Here is a 16,712-nt window from a genome sequence, read left to right as displayed (position 1 = left end):
ACCACAACCCGTGAAGGAGGAAAACCATGGGCCTCAAACCCGACCATTGGATCCGCAAAATGGCTTTGGAGCATGGCATGATCGAGCCCTTTGTCGACCGTCAGGTCCAGACCGGTGTCATCTCCTACGGGCTATCGTCCTACGGCTACGACATCCGCGTGGCCGACGAGTTCAAGATTTTCACCAACGTGTTCTCCAGCGTGGTGGACCCCAAAGGCTTCGACCCGCGCTCCATGGTGGACTTCAAGGGTAATGTGTGCATCATCCCGCCCAACTCCTTCGCCCTGGCCCGCTCGGTGGAATACTTCCGTATCCCGCGCAATGTGTTGACCATTTGTCTGGGCAAAAGCACCTACGCCCGTTGCGGCATCATCGTCAATGTCACGCCCTTCGAGCCGGAGTGGGAAGGGTATGTCACCTTGGAAATCTCCAACACCACGCCTTTACCCGCCAAAATCTACGCCAACGAAGGCATTGCCCAGGTGCTCTTTTTCGAGGCTGACGAGGAGTGCGAAATCTCCTACGCCGACAAGAAGGGCAAGTATCAGCGCCAACAGGGCATCGTGCTGCCCCGGATGCTACGGGAAACGGACTGACCCCAGGGGCGAGTTTTCACCCTGGGGCGCGGCCTCGCCCCGGGTTCCCCGCCCAGCCGGACCCGAAAAAGGCGCGTTCTGTGGTATCCTTTGGAGACTGTGAGGGTCCCATGATGCTTTCTCGCCGCGATTTTCTCAAACTGGCCGTCCTGGGGCTGGGCACGGTGGCGCTGCGCCCACTGAGCCAGCTGCTCCCCTGGCAAACCTTTCCCGAGGACACGCCCTTGGGACGCGTGTGCGTCGGCGGCAAGGTGGAAGCCAAGGTACGCCCCGATGTGGACGCGCCGACGGCCACTGTGCTTTACGAGGATGCTGTGGTGACCTGGCAGCGGGAAGTGGTGGGCCGCAACCCTTATCGCGTCAGTCAGCGTTTCGTGGAGACCGAGAAAGGCTATGTCTGGGCGCCCTATCTGCAGCCGGTGCGCTTTCGGCCCAACAAGCCCTTGCAGCGGTTCCCCTACGCCGCGGAGGGGATGTGGGTGGAAGTGAGCGTGCCCTATGTGGACATCATCCTGGACAACCCACCCGCACGCTCGCCCTGGCTCAAGCACACCTCGCGGCCACGCCTGTATTACAGCCAAATCCTTTGGGCCAATGCCATCCGCACCGACGAAAACGGGCTGGTGTGGTACCGCGTGGGCGACCGCTACGGCAGTTACGGCGACTGGTTCTGGGCCCGGGCCGAAGCCTTCCGCCCCATCACCCCGGAAGAGTTGACCCCTATCTCCCCCGAGGTGGAAGACAAGCGCATCGTGGTCAATGTGACCTACCAGACGCTCTCGTGTTACGAAGGTGGGAGCGAGGTGTACTTTTGCCGCGTGTCCACCGGGGCCAGGTTCAACGCCGCCGGGCAGGCGGTGGACAAGTGGGCGACCCCTCTGGGCACCTACCCCATCTGGCGCAAACTGGTCAGCGTCCACATGAGCGGCGGGTCCACCGGCGGGGGGTACGATTTGCCCGGCATCGGCTGGACCTCCCTCTTCGCCGACAATGGCGTCGCCATCCACAGCACCTTCTGGCACAACAACTTCGGCGTGCCCATGTCCCACGGCTGCGTGAACACCCGGCCCGAAGATGCGCTGTGGGTCTTTCGCTGGACGGCCCCTTCCGTGCCCTACGATCCGGGGGATGTCACGGTGAGCATGCCCGGCGGCACGAAGATCACCGTGATCGAGGGGCTAGGTTGAACAAACCCCCTTCCCATAGACGAGAGGGGACTTTCTTCAGGAGGTAGCATCCATGCAAGTCACCGCAGGTTTGGCTTTTCTGGCGGGTCTGCTTTCTTTCCTCTCGCCCTGCGTGCTGCCGCTGGTACCGGCCTACATCGGCTATCTGGGCGGGATGGCCATCGGGGCTCAGGACGAGGAAACCCCGGTCTCGCGCGGTCGGGTGTTCATCCACGGCCTGGCCTTCGTGCTGGGGTTCAGCGCCGTGTTCGTGCTCCTGGGCGTGGGGGCCTCGGCTCTGGGCGGCGCCCTGTATGACCTGCGCTTCTGGCTGGCCCGCATCGGCGGCCTGATCGTCATCATCTTTGGCATCCACACCATCGGCATCTACCGCATCCCCTTCCTGGAACAGGACCTGCGGCCCGAGATGGAGGTGGAAGGCAAAGGGCTGCTCTCCTCGGCGCTGATGGGCGTGCTCTTTTCGGCGGGCTGGTCGCCCTGCGTGGGGCCGGTGCTGGGCGCCATTCTCACCCTCTCGCTGCAAGGCGGCTCGGTGGCTCAGGGCGCGCTTTTGCTCAGCGTGTACTCCGCGGGCCTGGCCGTGCCTTTCCTGCTGACCGCCCTGGCGCTGGAGCCGGTGGCAAAACTCATCCGCCGCTACAGCCGCGTCTCCCGCATCGCCGAAATCGTCATGGGTGTGCTGCTGGTCATCGTGGGCGTGATGCTGCTCACGGGCACCTTCGCGCGCCTGGCTCAACTGGGTAACTTCTTCGACTTCGGGCTGTAATGCGTCCCGATTGGCGCCCCCCTTTCCTGCGGAGCCTGCTCTTCCTTCTGGGCATGGCTTTGGCCGTGGTGGTGGGCAACCGCCTGCTGCACACCGGCGCGCGGCCCGTGGTGGGCTACCCCGCCCCCACCTGGGAACTGAAAGACCTCCAGGGGCATCCGGTAAAGTTGGCCGACTTCCGTCTGCGCCCCGTGCTGGTGAACTTCTGGGCCGTGTGGTGCCCGCCCTGCCGTGCGGAGATGCCTTTGCTCGACCGCCTGGCCCGCCAGCGCACCGATGTGGCCGTCGTCGCCGTAGATGTGGGCGATGGGGCGCAGGACACTCGCGCCTTTCTCGCCGCGCAAGGGCTCACCCCGCCCGTGGCGCTGGACACCCAAGGCGCCGTCGCCACCCGCTACGGCGTCCATGGACTTCCAACCACCTTCTTCCTCGATGCGCAAGGCATTGTCCGCTTTGTCCATATCGGCGCCCTCGACGAAGACACCCTGCGCCAAGGGCTCACCGCTGTTGGAGTCGCCCCATGATCCGCGTCACCATCTACACCCACACCGAGGCCAAGGAAGCCACCCAAAAGGTGCGTGACCTGCTGGCCGCGCTGCGTGACGAAGTGCCCCACGAAGTCACCGAGGTGGATGTGGGGGAGGATGAAGCCCTGGCCCGCCGCCTGGGGGAACTGCCTCAGGTGCGCATCGGCCCCTATCGCCTCAACCCGCCCTTCGACCGCACCCGCCTGCTCATCGCCTTGCAGGCGGCCCGGGATGGTCAACGGCAACGCGGTACCACGTCCTCCAACCCACCCTCTCCACGGGCCATCACCACCGTCGAGCGGGCGGTCTGGTGGTTCGCCCATCACTGGCTCTTCGTGTTCAATCTGTTGGTGGCTCTGTATGTGGGAGGAGCCTTTGCCGCCCCGATGCTCATGCACGCCGGGGCCGAAGCCCCTGCCCGCGTGCTCTACCGCCTCTACGGCGGCGTCTGTCATCAACTGGCCTTTCGTTCCTGGTTCCTCTTCGGCGAACAACCGGCCTACCCCCGCCAATACGCCGCCCCGCCGGGATGGCAGTCCTTCCAGCAAGCCACCGGCCTGGATGAAAGCAACCGTCCCCAAACCCTGCTGGCCGCGCGGCGCTTCCTCGGCAACCCCCAGGTGGGCTACAAGGTGGCCCTTTGCCAGCGCGATGTGGCCATCTACGGCGCCATCCTGCTTTTCGGCCTGTTCTTCGCCCTGATGCGCCGACACACCAAGCCCCTGCCCCTGGCCCTGTGGCTTCTCATCGGCTGGGCCCCCATCGGCGTGGACGGCTTGAGCCAGATCCTCAGCCAAGCCCCGTTCCACCTGCTGCCTTTCCGCGAAAGCACGCCTTTGCTGCGCACCCTCACCGGCTTTCTCTTCGGGTTCACCACCGCCTGGTTTGGCTACCCCCTGGTGGAGCAATCCATGGCCGAAACCCGGGAACTCATGGCCCCGCGGATGACGGGCCAGCGGCCCGCCGAACCCCGCCCGTGAGAGAACCGTCCATGCCCTTTGTGAAACAACCACCCCTGAAATACTGGGTCGCCTCCCTTCTGGCCGAAGCCGGAATCCCCCACGGGGTGTTCACCCGCCGCGGGGGTGTCAGCCCCCCGCCGTGGGATTCCCTCAACTTAGGCAACAGGGTGGGGGACGAGCGTGGGCGGGTGCAGGAGAACCTGCGCCGGGTGTTCGCCGCCCTGGAGCGGCCTCTGGCCTCGCGTTACGATGTGTGGCTGGTCCACAGCGCCACGGTGGTCTGCGCCCACACCCCCCGCCCGGACGCACGCCCCCACATCCAGGCCGACGCCATGCTGACCGACCGCCCCGATGTGACCTTAGTCATGCGCTATGCGGACTGCGTGCCCATCCTGCTGGCCGACCCCGTGCAGCGGGTGGTAGGCCTCGTCCATGCGGGCTGGCGCGGCACAGTGCTGGGGGTGACGAAAAAAGCCGTGGAGCAGATGGTCGCCTGCTACGGCTCTCGCCCCGCCGACATCCTGGCGGCCATCGGCCCCTCCATCGGCCCGGACCACTACGAGGTGGGCGAAGAAGTGGCGGCCCAGGTGCGGGCCGCCTTTGGTGAGCAGGCCGAGGCCCTGCTGCCCCATCCGGGCGGGCAGCGGGTGCACTTCGACCTCTGGGCGGCCAACCGCTGGCTGCTGGAGCAGGCCGGCGTGCGGCAGATTGAAGTGGCCGAAATCTGCACCGCCTGCCACCTGGAAGACTGGTACTCCCACCGTGCCGAAAAGGGGAAAACCGGACGCTTCGGCACGCTCATCGCCCTGCCGGAATAAAAAAGGCCCGACAGGTTTGTTCACCTGCCGGGCCGGGAATCCAGCCTCGGGCTCCGGACTACACCATGCCCTCCAGTTGGTCAATCCAGCCGTTGATGATGTCAAACCCGCCCTGCCAGAATTCGGGGCGGCTGACATCGACCCCGGCTTCGGCCAGCATCTCCATGGGCGGCTTGGAGCCTCCGGTGGCCAACAGGTTGATGTAGCGCTCCTTGAAGGCCTCGCCCTCTTCCTTGTAGCGCCGGTAAAGGGCCAGCACGAGCAACTGGCCAAAGGCATAGGCGTACACATAGAAGGGGGCGTGATAGATGTGCGGGATGGAGACCCACTCCCAACGGAACTCATCGCTCAACGCCACGGCGTCATCAAACTGATCGCGCAGGTTGTCCATGTAGGCTTCCGCCAGATCCTCCACCGAGGCGCCCTGCTGCACCATGTCGTGGGCCTGCTTTTCGAAAAGGGCAAAGTACGCCTGCCGCAGGATGGTGGCGTAGTTGTCGTCCACCTGGCGGAAGAGGATATCGCGGCGCACGGTCTCGTCGCTTTCCTGTTCCAGCAGCGCGTCGATGAGGATCATCTCGCCAAAGGTCGAGGCGGTCTCGGCCAGCGGCAGAGGCGCGTGTTGGGTGAACAGGCTGTGGTGGGCAGCCAGCATCGAGTGAATGGCATGGCCCAACTCGTGGGCCAGGGTGGCGATGTCATCGACCCGACCCTGATAATTCACCAGTACCCAGGGGGTCAGGTCCGGGGTCACGGTGGAGCAAAAGGCCCCGCCCCTCTTTCCCCTGCGCACCTCGCTGTCCAGATGATGCTCGGCGAACACCCGCCGGGCCAGATCGGCGATGCGGGGGTCGAAACGCTTGAAGGCATCCAGCACCATCCGGGCCGCCGTGGCAAAGTCATAGGTCTTGTCCGACTTCGCCACCGGGGCGTAAACATCGTAACGCCGCAGGCGGTCCATCCCCAGCACGCGGGCCTTGAGGCGGAAGAAGCGCCGGAACACCTCGGCGTTGTCACGACAAACCGCCAACAGGGTATCCACCACCTCATCGGGGAGATGATTGTGCAAATTGCGCACCGAGATGGGGCTGGCATACCTGCGCAGCAGCACATTCTCGTTGTACCAGTCCCGCACCACGGCCTGGTACATCTGGCCCAGGATGGCCCCGTCGTTGCCGTACACCCGATAAAGTTCCTGGTAGGCGCGGGCCCGCAAATCGGGGTCATGATGCCGGGCGTACACCATCAACTCGCCCCGGGTGAGCTCTTTGACCTCGCCATCCACCTCCAGGCGGAACACATAGCGATTGGTGATGGCGCTGTAAAGGGTGATCAGCGCGTTCACCCCGGTCACATCCTTGAGGTTGATGATCTTCTCCTCCGCCTCGCTCAGGGTGTGCGGGCGGTAGAGGCGCTGCTTTTCCAGATAATAGCGGTAATCCCCCGCCTCAGCCATCAGGCGTTGGGCGTTCTCCTCGTCCAGGTTGCGCCACCATAACTCGAAGAAGAGCAAGCGATTACCCATCAGTGCCATGAACTGGCGCACCTTGCCCAGCATATTCTGCGCTTCCTGGTCCTGGGTGTTTTCGGCAAAGCGCAGGCTGGCGTAGCCGTGAATGCGATACGCCAGCCGGTTGAGGTCTTCGATCTCGCGGAGCAGGGCCATAAACTGCCCGGCGGGGATGTCGGGGGTCAACTTGTCGCGCCAGGCCTCGATGGCGGCGACGCGTTGCTCCACCTCTTGAAAAGCCTGTTCCGCCTCCTGAGGCGAGGCGAACAAATCAGCCAGACTCCAACGCTCTTGCTGAAAAGTTACCGGAGCGTCCATCGTTCCTCCTTCTCGATGCCAAGGGATTGCATGCCCCTATTGTACTGCAACGCCGTTCGACATCTAAAAACTCTGGATCCCGGGGCCGGCGCCGGCGCCAGAGGCTATTCGCCCCCCTGAGGGGGTGCTGTCCCCTGCAAACACGCGATGAGGTCGCGCGCAGTGCCCTGGGGCTCCTCCCAGGTGAACGCCACCACGGGCGTCTGGCCCAGCGGTTCGGCGCTGAGCACGGCCACCTTTTCGACACGAGAGGCCACCTCCGGCGGGAGATCCGCCGCCACCAGCCAGCGGCCTGGCAACAGGGCCACACCACCGGGCACCTTTGCCAGGGCCTCCAGAGCGGCTCTGGGGCCCGGCACCACTTTGGCCTGTGAAGCGGGCGGCACACCGAGGAGCAGGTCTTCCAACACGGGATACACCAGGTCATCCTCGTCGGGCGCCCAGAGGCGCACCCCCTGAGCCCGCCCCCCAAAATCGCGCCAATCCGTCACCCAACCCAAAAACAACCACCGCACCTGGGCGGGGGACAAATCACGCACCGGGTTGGTGCGCGAGGTCACCGCCCAGACCGTCTCCTCGCCCAAGGCGAAGGCGTGGGCCTCCGCGGGCGGAGCGCCCCAGGTGAGCACCACATCCGCCTCGGTGGTGGGCAAGGCGCGCAACGCCACCTCGTGCACCACCAGGGGAAGGTTCCATGTCCGGGCGCAACGCTGCAAATCCGCATCCCAGGGGGTCAGGTCGGGAGGATGCGCCACTACCAGGAAAGTCGGCGCGGTGGGTGTGGGCATAGGCGTAGGGGTAGGGATCGCCGTGGCGCACGCCGTGAGCGCCCATACGCCAAGCAGCACCACCATCCCCAGCCAAAGATGACTGCGGCGTACAGTCGCTGTCCAACCCCGTTGGTGTTGCACGACCAGCCCTCCCAAAAGCGTCTTCAGAACAACAGCAGCGCCGTCAACCCCAGTACAGCGCAGTATACAGCAAACACCGTGAGATTGTGGCGCACCAGGTAACGGAGTAGCCAGCGGATGGAGAGGTACCCGCTCACGGCCGCGGTGAGAAAGCCCACCATCAAGGGGGCCAGCGTGGCCGAAGCCGGTTGCGGTTGCCGGAACAAATCCACCAACGCCAGGGCCCCTGCGCCCAACATCACCGGCACACTCATCAAAAAGGAAAAGCGGGCCGCCGTGGGGCGATCCAGATGCCGATACATCCCCCCGGCGATGGTCGAGCCAGAGCGCGACACGCCTGGGAACAACGCCAACACCTGGAAGAAGCCCATCGTCAAGGCGTCCTTGCCCTGAAACTGCGCCCAGGCGCGTTTCTGGCGGCCCAGCCTGTCGGCGCTGAACAGCAGTAGGGCCGTCAACAACAGAAAGAACCCCACGGCCCGCGGGTTGCTAAAGGCGGCTTCGACGCGGTGCTGCAACAACAACCCGCCCACCACGGCCGGCAGGGTGGCCAGAATGAGATACCAGCCCATGCGGGCCTCTAAGGTCGCCCAGGGCTGACGCCGCCAAAGCCCCCGAAGCCAAGCCACGGCGATTTGCTCCAAATCGCGCCAGAAGTAGCCGATCACGGCCACTAAGGTGCCCACCTGCACCAGCACATTAAAGGCAAAGGTGTTGCCGCCGTAAAAGTGCCAGCCTAAAAACCGCGGCACCAGGGCCAAATGCCCCGAACTGGAAATGGGAAAGAACTCGGTGAGCCCTTGCACAAGGCCCAGAACGAAGGCTTGGAAAAGGGTCATGGGAAATCCTCACAAAGGCCGCGGGATGCACGCCGAAGCGTGGAGGCCATGCGGCTTTTTCAGGCAGGCACGGCTTTCAAGAAGGCCTCTGCCCAGGCGGTGAAGCGGCCTTCCAGGATGGTCTGCCTCATCTCCCAGGTGAGTTGCGTCAGGGTGTGGATGTTGTGGATGGAGAGCAGCGTGGCCGCCAGCATCTCCCGGGCCACGATCAGGTGGCGCAGATAGCCACGGCTGAAATGGCGACAGGTGTAGCAGGTGCAGGTGGGGTCGATGGGCCGCGGGTCGCGGGCGAACTCGGCGCGCCGCAGGTTGAGCCGCCCACCATTGCGGAGCATGGCGGCGTGATGGCGGGCCAGGCGGGTAGGGAGCACACAATCGAAAATGTCCACGCCGCGCCGCACGGCCTCGACCAGGTCCTGCGGCGTGCCCACGCCCATGAGATAACGTGGCTTGTCGGCGGGCAGCACCGCGTTGACCACCTCGATCATGGCGTACATCTCGGCCTTGGTCTCGCCCACCGAGAGGCCGCCGATGGCATAGCCGGGGAAGCCCAACGAAGCGATGAAGCGCGCCGATTGCCCTCGCAAATCGGGGAACACACCGCCCTGCACGATGCCAAAGAGGGCCTGATCAGGGCGCGTCTTGGCAGCCAGGCAGCGCTCGGCCCAGCGGTGCGTGCGCGCCAGGGCTTCTTCGTTGTAAGCTCGGTCGTAGGGGTCCGGGCACTCATCAAAGACCATGATGATGTCCGCGCCCAGGTTTTCCTGGATGGCGATGGCTTTCTCCGGAGTGAAGCGATGCGTCGAGCCGTCCAGAGGGCTGCGGAAGGTTACGCCATCGTCGTCCACCTCGCGAATCTTCGCCAGGGAGAACACCTGAAAGCCCCCCGAATCGGTGAGGATGGGATGCGGCCACTGCATGAATTCGTGCAGCCCCCCCAGCGCCGCCACGACCTCATCTCCGGGGCGCAGATAAAGGTGAAAGGTGTTTGCCAACACCAACGACGCCCCCACCTCCTCCAGTTGGGCGGGGGTCATCGCTTTGACCGTGGCCTGGGTGCCCACAGGGGCGAAGACCGGCGTGAGCAACGCCCCGTGCGGCGTGTGGAGCACCCCGGCACGGGCCTGCCCATCGGTAGCAAGCACCTCAAAAGCAAACAACGGACCCATGTTCTCCTTTTCATCACGCAGCAGGGTTTACAGCCAGACCCATTGCAACGCCAGCAAAGCCACCGGCAAAAGCACCAGGGTCAGGGGCAAACCGACCCGCAGATAGTCCCGCGGCTGATAATGCCCCGGCCCCATAACCAGCAGATTGGCGGGGTGGGCCGTGGGGAGCAAAAAGGCCAGCGAGGCGCCCACGGCCACGGCCATCGCCAGGCCGCGGGGGTCCAGCCCGTGGTGTTCCGCCGCCGCAATGGCCAGGGGGGCCAGGATGAGCGCCGCCGCCTGGCCGCTGATGATTTGCGTCAGCGCCACGGTGAGCACCAGGAACGCCGCCGCCACCGCCCAGGCCGGGGCGTGGGGGCCCAGAGGCCGCAGCATGGCCTCGCTGACCAGCGCTGCCGCGCCGGTGCTTTGCATGGCCCTGGCCAGGGGGATCATCCCGGCCACCAGGAAAATCACCGACCACGACACACTCTGATAGGCCTGGTCCGGGTGAATCACCCCGGTCAGCATGGCCCAAAGCATCCCCAGAAGCGCCGAGAGGGCCAGAGGCATCCAGCCCAGCACCGCGGGCAGCAGGGCGATGAGCATGGCCGCGATGGCGGCCAGGGCCTTGGCCCGGTTGCGGGAGGGACGCAGCCCCACCTGGGCCAAAAGGGCAAACTCCTCTTTCTCGTCCAGCAACCGCTGCAGATTCCCCGGCGGGCCGTGAAGCAGCAAAGCATCCCCGGCCTGCAGCGGCAGGTGGTGTACGCGATTCATGAACACCCGTCCCTGCCGCCAGACCATCAACACCAGCACCCCATAGTCGCGTCGCAGACGCAACTCCTGGGGCGTCTTGCCCACCGCCCCGCCATGGGGGTTTAGCGTCACCTCGATCAGGGCCGCCTGCTCATGAATGAGGGGCAAAGGTTCGTCGAGGGAAACCACCTCCAGGCCGTAAGCCTCCAGCGCCTCCGGGCTCACCCGCCCCCCCACCAGCCAGATATCGCCGGGCCGTAGCCGCCACCCGCGGGGGATGCGAGCCATGGGGTAAGCGCGTTCGTCGCGCAGCAGCGCCACCGGGGTCCAGCCCAACTCCCGGGCCAGACCGGGCCGCCGGGCCGGGCGTTCCACCAGCGAAGAGCCTTCGCGCAGGCGCAGCAGGTGCAGTCCTTCGTCCAGCGGATACACCACCCCCAAATCGTGGAGCGTCCAGCGATGAGGCCCCGGCGGCTCCTCCCTAACGTCGCTGTTGGGCAACAGGTGAGGGGCCACCCACACTATGAACAGCCCCCCCACGAACACCAGAGGCAAACCTACTGGAAGGAAGTCCAACACCCCATAGGGCGTGCAACCGTGGGCCTCCAGTGCCGCGCTGGTCACCAGATTGGCCGTGGTGAGCAGCGTGGCCGTCCCCCCCAACAGGGTGCCATAAGCCAGGGGGATGAGCACCTTGCGCAGCGAAAAGCACGGGTCACGCCGGGCCAGGGCCGCCACCGGCGGCAACAACACCGCCGCCGCCGCGATGGTGTTCATGAACAACGAGAGCAGGGCCGCCATGCCAAAGGTCGTGGTCAACAGACGTTTTTCCGAGCCGCCGGCCCAACGGGTCAGCGTCCGCCCCAGGATGTCAGTCACCCCCGTCAGTTCCAGCCCCTTGGTCAACACAAAAACGGCAATCAACACCACAATGACCGGGTTCCCCAACCCCCGCAGCACTTCCTTGGCCGGGATGCCCCCCGAAAGCGCCAGAGCCGCGGCGACCAGCAGACCGACCACATCGCCCCGCACGCGCCCGCTGATCAACAGCACCGTGGCGGCTACAGCAATGCCCAGGGTGAGCCAAATTGCAATCATAACGCTGGGCATTATACCCGTCTTTCCTCGTTTGTGCTACAATCGAAGGCGCTATCGGCACGCATTCGTCAGGTCCCTTGCAGGAGAAGATGCCATGACCAGTAGCGGCCCCATTTTGGTCGTCGAAGACGTAGCCCATGTGCGCGACTTGCTCGTGATGACCCTGCGCTTCCAGGGTTACGAAGTGTTTGCCGCCGCCAACGGCGCCGAAGCCCTGGAAAAAGTGGCCCAACGCCCCCCCGCGCTGGTGGTCACCGATATTTTGATGCCTCGCCTGGACGGTTACGCCCTGGCCTATCGCCTGCGGAGCCATCCTCAGACGCGCTCCATTCCCATCATCTTCATCTCGGCCACCTATGTCACCCCCGAAGACAAGGCTTTTGCCCAGCAACTGGGCGCAGCGGAATTCATCGAAAAGCCCATCGACACCAACGAATTCCTGCTCACCGTGGCCGAAATCCTCGCCGCCCAAGAAAAACATACCCTGCCGCCGCTGGACGAAAAGGCCTTCTACCAGGGCCACAAAGAACGCCTGCAGGCCAAACTAGCCCAGAAAAACCGCCAGATCAGCCGTCTGGAGCGGCTGCTTCCCACCCTGCCGGAACCTCAACATGATGCGTACAAGGCCATGCTGCAGGAAGCCCTGACCCACCGGCAGGCCATCCGCGAAGAACTGGCCGAAATCGAGGCCCATTTGCAGGCGCTGGCGGCCTCGGAACCGGGGGACGCCTCCTCGTCCGAGGGCTAAGAGCTCCAGGCCGGACCTCAGGGACCGTCCTCCCCCAAAAATTCTTTCTCCCTCCAAGGAGCGCCATGCAACCCACGCTGGACGATCTCATCCTCCTAGCCCGCCAGGCGGGCGTCATCCTGCGACACGGCTTTGGCCGTCGCCATCAGGTGGGCAGCAAAAGCCACGCCATCGATCTGGTCACCGAGATAGACTATCAATCGGAGACCTTTTTGCTCGGTCAAATTCGGCAACGCTTCCCCGGCCACCGCATCCTGGCCGAGGAAAGCGGACTGAGCGAGGGAGACGATCCCCTCTGGCTGGTGGACCCCCTGGACGGCACGGTGAACTACGCCCACGGGGTGCCCATTTTCTCCGTGTCGTTGGCTTATGCCGAAGGAGGCGTGGTGCGGCTCGGCGTGGTGTACGACCCCATGCGCGACGAATGCTTCGCGGCCGAGCGCGGTCGGGGAGCCTGGCTCAACAGGCAACCCATCCATGTGTCCGATACCCGTACCCTGGGCGAGAGCCTGCTGGTGACCGGCTTCCCTTACGACATGTGGAGCAACCCGGAGAACAACCTGGACAACTTCGCCCGCTTTGCCGTGCACACGCGCGGGGTGCGCCGCCTGGGCTCGGCGGCGCTGGACCTGTGCTATGTGGCCGCCGGGCGCTTCGACGGTTACTGGGAAATCCGCCTTCAGCCCTACGATGTGGCGGCCGGGGGGCTGATCGCCGCCGAGGCTGGGGCCGTGGTGACCAACCTCCACGGCGGCGAGGACTACCTTTCGCCCCCGCAATCCATCCTGGCCGCCAACCCTCACCTTCACCCTCAAATGCTGGCCGTGTTGCACGAAACGCCATCTCAGGCAGGAGATGAATCATGAAACTCGTGGCCAAAATCACCGCTGCAATTTTTCTGCTGTTGGGCGCCCTGCTGATCCTGGGGGGCCTGGGCATGGCTTTGACGGCCTGGGCCAGGGGGACGGCCATGCCCCTCAACCCCTCCCCCTTCTTCGGCGACGCCACGACCTGGATGCGCTGGGTTCGGGTGCTGGCCGCGGGCATGATCGCCTTCCAGGGCCTGCTGCTGGGCGCTTTGGGACAGGCCTTGTGGCTGCTCGCGGACATTGCCGCGGGGGTCGCCTCCCGCGCATAAGAGACGGTTCGCGCGATGAACACCCTGAAAAGCCTCCTTCAACCCGACAAGGCCAAAGGGCTGGTGACCGTGGCATTGCTGCTGCTCATCGTCCTGGGTTGGGGGCAGGGCTGGGTCTTTGCCGACCGGGCCGCCCCTCCGCCGCCCTGGGCCCTGCCAGAGCCGCTGGGGATGCTGGCCTGGACCGTGGCCATGTACCTCATGGTGCCGGTGATGATGCTCAACCTGCCCCTGGTCCTGGCCTTTGACCTGGATTTGTTCCGCGTGCCCTGGCTGGCAGCCGGGCTGGCGGTGGTCATGGCCTATCTCTGGGCCGTGTTCTTCGTCACCGCCTTCCGGCTGTTGCGACGCCAGAGCGCGGCAGACTGAGGCAGATGTGGGAAAGCCAAGGGGAACCCCAAAAGTAGGGTATAATGAAGTCACGAACCGAGAGGCATCCAACCTAAGGAGAATAACATGACACAGAAAGACCCTTTCCGCGAAGCCCGCGAGAAGATTCGCCGTCAACAAGAAGCCCGTAAAAACCAGGAAAGCACCCGGCAGCACGACGCGGCCGTCAAAGCCCAAAAGGAACTCATGGACCGCCGTCTGGCGGCGGCTCGCGCCAAAGCCGCCCAGCGGGCGAAAGAAGAGCAAATCGCGCAAGAAAAGGCCACCCTGCCCGTGGAATACACCGTGCAACCCGGCGATTCCCTCAGCGCCATCGCTCTCAAGTTCTACGGCAACGCCGCGTACTGGGAAGTCATCTACCAGGCCAACCGTAAGCGTATCGGCAACAACCCCAGCCTGATCCAGGTGGGACAGGTGCTCACCATCCCCAAATTGGACTGAAGCCGCTGGTGCACCTCAGACCCCATCCTTTTGATGGGGTCTTTTTCCGTCCACATCCTTGCCCTTCGCCAGGAGGTATGCGATGAGCGACTACACCACCATCCTTACCGAAGTCCGGGGCAAAGTGGGGCTGATTCGCCTCAACCGTCCCAAGGCGCTGAACGCCCTCAACCGCACGCTCATGGGGGAACTGGTGGCCGCCCTGCAAGCCTTCGACGCCGACCCGAACATCGGCGCGCTGGTCATCACCGGCAGCGAGCGGGCCTTCGCCGCCGGGGCCGACATCAAGGAGATGGCCGAAGCCACGCCGGTGGACATGCTCAACCGCGAATATATCGAACTGTTCGACCGCATCCGCGAGATCAAAAAGCCCATCATCGCCGCCGTATCCGGCTACGCCTTAGGCGGCGGCTTCGAGTTGGCCATGACCTGCGATATGATCGTGGCCTCGGAGACGGCCAAGTTCGGCCAGCCGGAGATCAACTTAGGCATCATTCCGGGGGCGGGCGGCACCCAGCGGCTCACCCGCACCGTGGGCAAGTACCTGGCCATGGAGATGGTGCTCAACAACCGCACGCTGAGCGCCGAGGAAGCGGCCCGCTTCGGGCTGGTCAATCGCGTGGTGCCGCCGGAGCGCACCCTGGACGAAGCGCTGGAACTGGCGCAGCAAATCGCCGAGCGCGCGCCTGTGGCCGTGCGCATCGCCAAGGAGGCGGTCAACAAAGCCCTGGAGACCTCGCTCACCGAGGGGCTGGCCTACGAGCGGCGGGTGTTTTACCTGCTCTTCGCCACCGAGGACCAGGAAGAAGGCATGAAAGCCTTCATTGAAAAACGCCCGCCGGAGTGGAAGGGAAAGTAGCCCGCCCCGTGATATAAAAAGCCACCGAGGATGACTCGGTGGCTTTTTCGTTGCTCCTGCCAACGGGGCGCTACGACGAGGCAGAGGTCGCCGCTTTTTCGGCCGGGCGGCTCTTGACCGCCAGGCGGAACCCCAGGAACATCAGCACCACGCCCAACAACTCGCTCACATACAGCCAGTCCGCCAGGCCGGCCCGTAGCAGAGAGCCGCCCATGGCCGGGCTCAGCGCGCCGGCCGCAATGAGGATGTTGCCCACCATGCGCTCCAGGAGCACCTGCTTGCGCCAGAAGAGATAGGCGGAGTAAATCGCCCCGCCCACCAGGGTCAGGGTACCGTACAGGTTGAGCAAAATGGTCAAAGTGAGCATCAGCCCCGAGCGCCCCAGGATGTCCTGATACTGCGAAGAGACGGGCAAAGCGGGCTGGAAGTCGGCGGCTGCGGGCAGGATGGGCGCGGAGAACACCAGAGCCGCGGCGACCAGGGAGACCGCCAGCAGCACCCAGGCGCTCCCCCTGGCCCACCGCCCTCGGCGGATCAGGAGAAACACCGTGCCCTGGCCCAACCAGGCGGCGGTCAACATTGCGCCGCTGAGGTACCACAACTTGAGCACCCAGGCGTTGAAGGTCAGGCCCAGCACCACCTCGGCCAGGGTGCCCAGGCCGTACCAGGCCAGGCCCATCCCCCACCAAAGCAGGTGGGCGCCGCCCCTGCGGCGATACCGCTGCAGCACCGCCGCGACAAACAGCAAAGTCACCAGGGTGGACAACGCCGAGATCCAATGCATGACTGCCTCCGCCACCGTTGTGGGCGCTCCGCCGGGCGAACCGCATCCCTTACCGGGAGCCCAGCCTCAGGGCAACAAAGTCAACACCACCACCCCCAACAGCCCCAGGGCCAACAGGGCCAGGGCCAGGGGCACCAGCCAGCGCATCCAGGGCGCGGCCGAAAAGCGTGTCGAAGAACGCTTTTCCCTCATGGCGGCCTCAAATCATCCAGCCGATTCCTTCAGGCACAATTTCATATAAATACTAACCAGGCTGCGCAGCACCTCATCCGTGAAACGCATGACGCGCCGAGTGAGCGTGCTCCACACCGTGGACGAATGCACGGTCGAAGCCTCGAAAGCCTTCAGCAGGGCCTCGAACACCCCATTGCGGAAAAAGGTGAAGGCGTCCACCGCCTCTTCCACGGTCAGGTCGAACTGCCGGGCGCGCATGGCGTATTCGTAGCCCAACGAGCGCGCCTCGGCCATGCCGGCCTGCTCGTTGCCGATCAGATACACCAGCAGGCCTTGCATCAACGCCTGCCCGGACTTGCGATAGGCTTCGCGCGCCTCCCCATTGAGTTTCTGGAACCACCCCTGTCTGCTCAGTTCCCCTTCGGCAATCTGCCAGCGGATGTACTTCAGCGCCTCCTGGAGCACCTGCTCCGCCTGGGCGGCATCCCCGTTGGCGCGCTGGGATTGCAACCATAACTCCACTTCGCTGCGCCGAAACCGGCGATGCCCTCCCTGGGTCCGGTGCACCGGCATTTTCCCCGAGTCGGCCCAGTTGCGCACGGTGCTGGGATGCACGCCCAACAACTGAGCCACTTCGCCTAAGGTCAGCCATTCTTTTGCCATGGGTTACTCCCTCGATTTGGATACATTTTAAGACGAGTGTTCGAAAAGGGCCACCAAACTTTTCACACTTTCAGAT

19 protein-coding genes are annotated in these 16,712 nt (G+C 64.6%); 12 read left to right on the top strand and 7 right to left on the bottom strand.

Annotation, left to right across the window (positions count from 1 at the left end):
- Positions 1 to 26 precede the first annotated feature (26 nt).
- From G4O04_10825 to pgeF, 6 genes are all read left to right on the top strand, one after another.
- Positions 27 to 596, top strand: a complete 570-nt coding sequence (locus G4O04_10825) for a dCTP deaminase (GenBank protein ID HEY59004.1) — start codon at positions 27 to 29, stop codon at positions 594 to 596.
- A 110-nt stretch (positions 597 to 706) separates the two neighbouring features.
- Positions 707 to 1,783, top strand: coding sequence for a L,D-transpeptidase (locus tag G4O04_10820; protein HEY59003.1), 1,077 nt, complete (start codon positions 707 to 709; stop codon positions 1,781 to 1,783).
- A 52-nt stretch (positions 1,784 to 1,835) separates the two neighbouring features.
- The gene (locus G4O04_10815; GenBank protein HEY59002.1) at positions 1,836 to 2,549 is read left to right on the top strand and encodes a cytochrome c biogenesis protein CcdA; all 714 of its coding nucleotides are present in this window, start codon (positions 1,836 to 1,838) and stop codon (positions 2,547 to 2,549) included.
- On the top strand, positions 2,549 to 3,073 hold the full coding sequence (locus G4O04_10810; GenBank protein ID HEY59001.1) for a TlpA family protein disulfide reductase: 525 nt from the start codon (positions 2,549 to 2,551) through the stop codon (positions 3,071 to 3,073). Before G4O04_10815 ends, G4O04_10810 begins: the two co-directional genes overlap by 1 nt.
- Positions 3,070 to 4,056, top strand: coding sequence for a DUF2085 domain-containing protein (locus G4O04_10805; GenBank protein HEY59000.1), 987 nt, complete (start codon positions 3,070 to 3,072; stop codon positions 4,054 to 4,056). The genes G4O04_10810 and G4O04_10805 overlap by 4 nt, the downstream gene beginning before the upstream one ends.
- Before the next feature lie 11 nt (positions 4,057 to 4,067).
- Positions 4,068 to 4,856, top strand: coding sequence for a peptidoglycan editing factor PgeF (gene pgeF, locus G4O04_10800; GenBank protein ID HEY58999.1), 789 nt, complete (start codon positions 4,068 to 4,070; stop codon positions 4,854 to 4,856).
- A 58-nt stretch (positions 4,857 to 4,914) separates the two neighbouring features.
- Here pgeF and G4O04_10795 read toward each other — a convergent pair whose 3' ends face one another.
- The 5 genes from G4O04_10795 to G4O04_10775 form a co-directional block, all read right to left on the bottom strand.
- Positions 4,915 to 6,684 carry a M3 family oligoendopeptidase gene (locus G4O04_10795; protein ID HEY58998.1) on the bottom strand — a complete coding sequence of 590 codons (1,770 nt, stop codon included), beginning with the start codon at positions 6,682 to 6,684 and terminating at the stop codon, positions 4,915 to 4,917.
- A gap of 104 nt (positions 6,685 to 6,788) precedes the next feature.
- A complete protein-coding gene (locus G4O04_10790; GenBank protein HEY58997.1) occupies positions 6,789 to 7,595 on the bottom strand; it encodes a hypothetical protein in 807 nt (268 codons plus the stop codon).
- Between the two features lie 23 nt (positions 7,596 to 7,618).
- On the bottom strand, positions 7,619 to 8,434 hold the full coding sequence (uppP, locus tag G4O04_10785; GenBank protein ID HEY58996.1) for an undecaprenyl-diphosphatase UppP: 816 nt from the start codon (positions 8,432 to 8,434) through the stop codon (positions 7,619 to 7,621).
- A 59-nt stretch (positions 8,435 to 8,493) separates the two neighbouring features.
- The gene (gene tgt, locus G4O04_10780) at positions 8,494 to 9,603 is read right to left on the bottom strand and encodes a tRNA guanosine(34) transglycosylase Tgt (protein HEY58995.1); all 1,110 of its coding nucleotides are present in this window, start codon (positions 9,601 to 9,603) and stop codon (positions 8,494 to 8,496) included.
- A gap of 27 nt (positions 9,604 to 9,630) precedes the next feature.
- Complete coding sequence (locus G4O04_10775) at positions 9,631 to 11,439, bottom strand: SLC13 family permease (protein HEY58994.1); 1,809 nt, start codon at positions 11,437 to 11,439, stop codon at positions 9,631 to 9,633.
- Positions 11,440 to 11,533: 94 nt separating this feature from the next.
- On the opposite strand from G4O04_10775, the gene G4O04_10770 reads away from it, so the two are divergent.
- From G4O04_10770 to G4O04_10745, 6 genes are all read left to right on the top strand, one after another.
- Positions 11,534 to 12,187: a response regulator gene (locus tag G4O04_10770; protein HEY58993.1), complete on the top strand. Its 654-nt coding sequence runs from the start codon at positions 11,534 to 11,536 to the stop codon at positions 12,185 to 12,187.
- Positions 12,188 to 12,252: 65 nt separating this feature from the next.
- Positions 12,253 to 13,053, top strand: coding sequence for an inositol monophosphatase (locus tag G4O04_10765; protein ID HEY58992.1), 801 nt, complete (start codon positions 12,253 to 12,255; stop codon positions 13,051 to 13,053).
- On the top strand, positions 13,050 to 13,325 hold the full coding sequence (locus G4O04_10760) for a hypothetical protein (protein ID HEY58991.1): 276 nt from the start codon (positions 13,050 to 13,052) through the stop codon (positions 13,323 to 13,325). The genes G4O04_10765 and G4O04_10760 overlap by 4 nt, the downstream gene beginning before the upstream one ends.
- Positions 13,326 to 13,340: 15 nt before the next feature.
- Positions 13,341 to 13,694, top strand: a complete 354-nt coding sequence (locus G4O04_10755; GenBank protein ID HEY58990.1) for a hypothetical protein — start codon at positions 13,341 to 13,343, stop codon at positions 13,692 to 13,694.
- A gap of 87 nt (positions 13,695 to 13,781) precedes the next feature.
- On the top strand, positions 13,782 to 14,156 hold the full coding sequence (locus G4O04_10750; protein ID HEY58989.1) for a LysM peptidoglycan-binding domain-containing protein: 375 nt from the start codon (positions 13,782 to 13,784) through the stop codon (positions 14,154 to 14,156).
- An 82-nt stretch (positions 14,157 to 14,238) separates the two neighbouring features.
- On the top strand, positions 14,239 to 15,015 hold the full coding sequence (locus G4O04_10745) for an enoyl-CoA hydratase (protein ID HEY58988.1): 777 nt from the start codon (positions 14,239 to 14,241) through the stop codon (positions 15,013 to 15,015).
- Positions 15,016 to 15,085: 70 nt separating this feature from the next.
- On the opposite strand, the gene G4O04_10740 is transcribed toward G4O04_10745, so the two are convergent.
- Both G4O04_10740 and G4O04_10735 read right to left on the bottom strand, forming a co-directional pair.
- Positions 15,086 to 15,799: a hypothetical protein gene (locus tag G4O04_10740; GenBank protein ID HEY58987.1), complete on the bottom strand. Its 714-nt coding sequence runs from the start codon at positions 15,797 to 15,799 to the stop codon at positions 15,086 to 15,088.
- 204 nt (positions 15,800 to 16,003) lie between these two features.
- A complete protein-coding gene (locus G4O04_10735; GenBank protein ID HEY58986.1) occupies positions 16,004 to 16,636 on the bottom strand; it encodes a helix-turn-helix domain-containing protein in 633 nt (210 codons plus the stop codon).
- Positions 16,637 to 16,712 lie beyond the last annotated feature (76 nt).

This window comes from Anaerolineae bacterium (genome assembly GCA_011176535.1).
GTDB lineage: Bacteria > Chloroflexota > Anaerolineae > Anaerolineales > DRMV01 > DUEP01.
The sequence above is the reverse complement of the archived record's forward strand: the minus strand, read 5'-3'. Positions and strand labels throughout refer to the sequence as shown.

Bases quoted from the DNA above. Each gene is read 5' to 3' on its own strand.
- uppP (HEY58996.1), bottom strand. From the start codon at position 8,434: ATGACCCTTTTCCAAGCCTTCGTTCTGGGCCTTGTGCAAGGGCTCACC.
- G4O04_10735 (HEY58986.1), bottom strand. From the start codon at position 16,636: ATGGCAAAAGAATGGCTGACCTTAGGCGAAGTGGCTCAGTTGTTGGGC.
- G4O04_10815 (HEY59002.1), top strand. From the start codon at position 1,836: ATGCAAGTCACCGCAGGTTTGGCTTTTCTGGCGGGTCTGCTTTCTTTC.
- tgt (HEY58995.1), bottom strand. From the start codon at position 9,603: ATGGGTCCGTTGTTTGCTTTTGAGGTGCTTGCTACCGATGGGCAGGCC.
- G4O04_10760 (HEY58991.1), top strand. From the start codon at position 13,050: ATGAAACTCGTGGCCAAAATCACCGCTGCAATTTTTCTGCTGTTGGGC.
- G4O04_10755 (HEY58990.1), top strand. From the start codon at position 13,341: ATGAACACCCTGAAAAGCCTCCTTCAACCCGACAAGGCCAAAGGGCTG.
- pgeF (HEY58999.1), top strand. From the start codon at position 4,068: ATGCCCTTTGTGAAACAACCACCCCTGAAATACTGGGTCGCCTCCCTT.
- G4O04_10795 (HEY58998.1), bottom strand. From the start codon at position 6,684: ATGGACGCTCCGGTAACTTTTCAGCAAGAGCGTTGGAGTCTGGCTGAT.
- G4O04_10775 (HEY58994.1), bottom strand. From the start codon at position 11,439: ATGATTGCAATTTGGCTCACCCTGGGCATTGCTGTAGCCGCCACGGTG.
- G4O04_10825 (HEY59004.1), top strand. From the start codon at position 27: ATGGGCCTCAAACCCGACCATTGGATCCGCAAAATGGCTTTGGAGCAT.
- G4O04_10740 (HEY58987.1), bottom strand. From the start codon at position 15,799: ATGCATTGGATCTCGGCGTTGTCCACCCTGGTGACTTTGCTGTTTGTC.
- G4O04_10765 (HEY58992.1), top strand. From the start codon at position 12,253: ATGCAACCCACGCTGGACGATCTCATCCTCCTAGCCCGCCAGGCGGGC.
- G4O04_10770 (HEY58993.1), top strand. From the start codon at position 11,534: ATGACCAGTAGCGGCCCCATTTTGGTCGTCGAAGACGTAGCCCATGTG.
- G4O04_10745 (HEY58988.1), top strand. From the start codon at position 14,239: ATGAGCGACTACACCACCATCCTTACCGAAGTCCGGGGCAAAGTGGGG.
- G4O04_10750 (HEY58989.1), top strand. From the start codon at position 13,782: ATGACACAGAAAGACCCTTTCCGCGAAGCCCGCGAGAAGATTCGCCGT.
- G4O04_10810 (HEY59001.1), top strand. From the start codon at position 2,549: ATGCGTCCCGATTGGCGCCCCCCTTTCCTGCGGAGCCTGCTCTTCCTT.
- G4O04_10805 (HEY59000.1), top strand. From the start codon at position 3,070: ATGATCCGCGTCACCATCTACACCCACACCGAGGCCAAGGAAGCCACC.
- G4O04_10820 (HEY59003.1), top strand. From the start codon at position 707: ATGATGCTTTCTCGCCGCGATTTTCTCAAACTGGCCGTCCTGGGGCTG.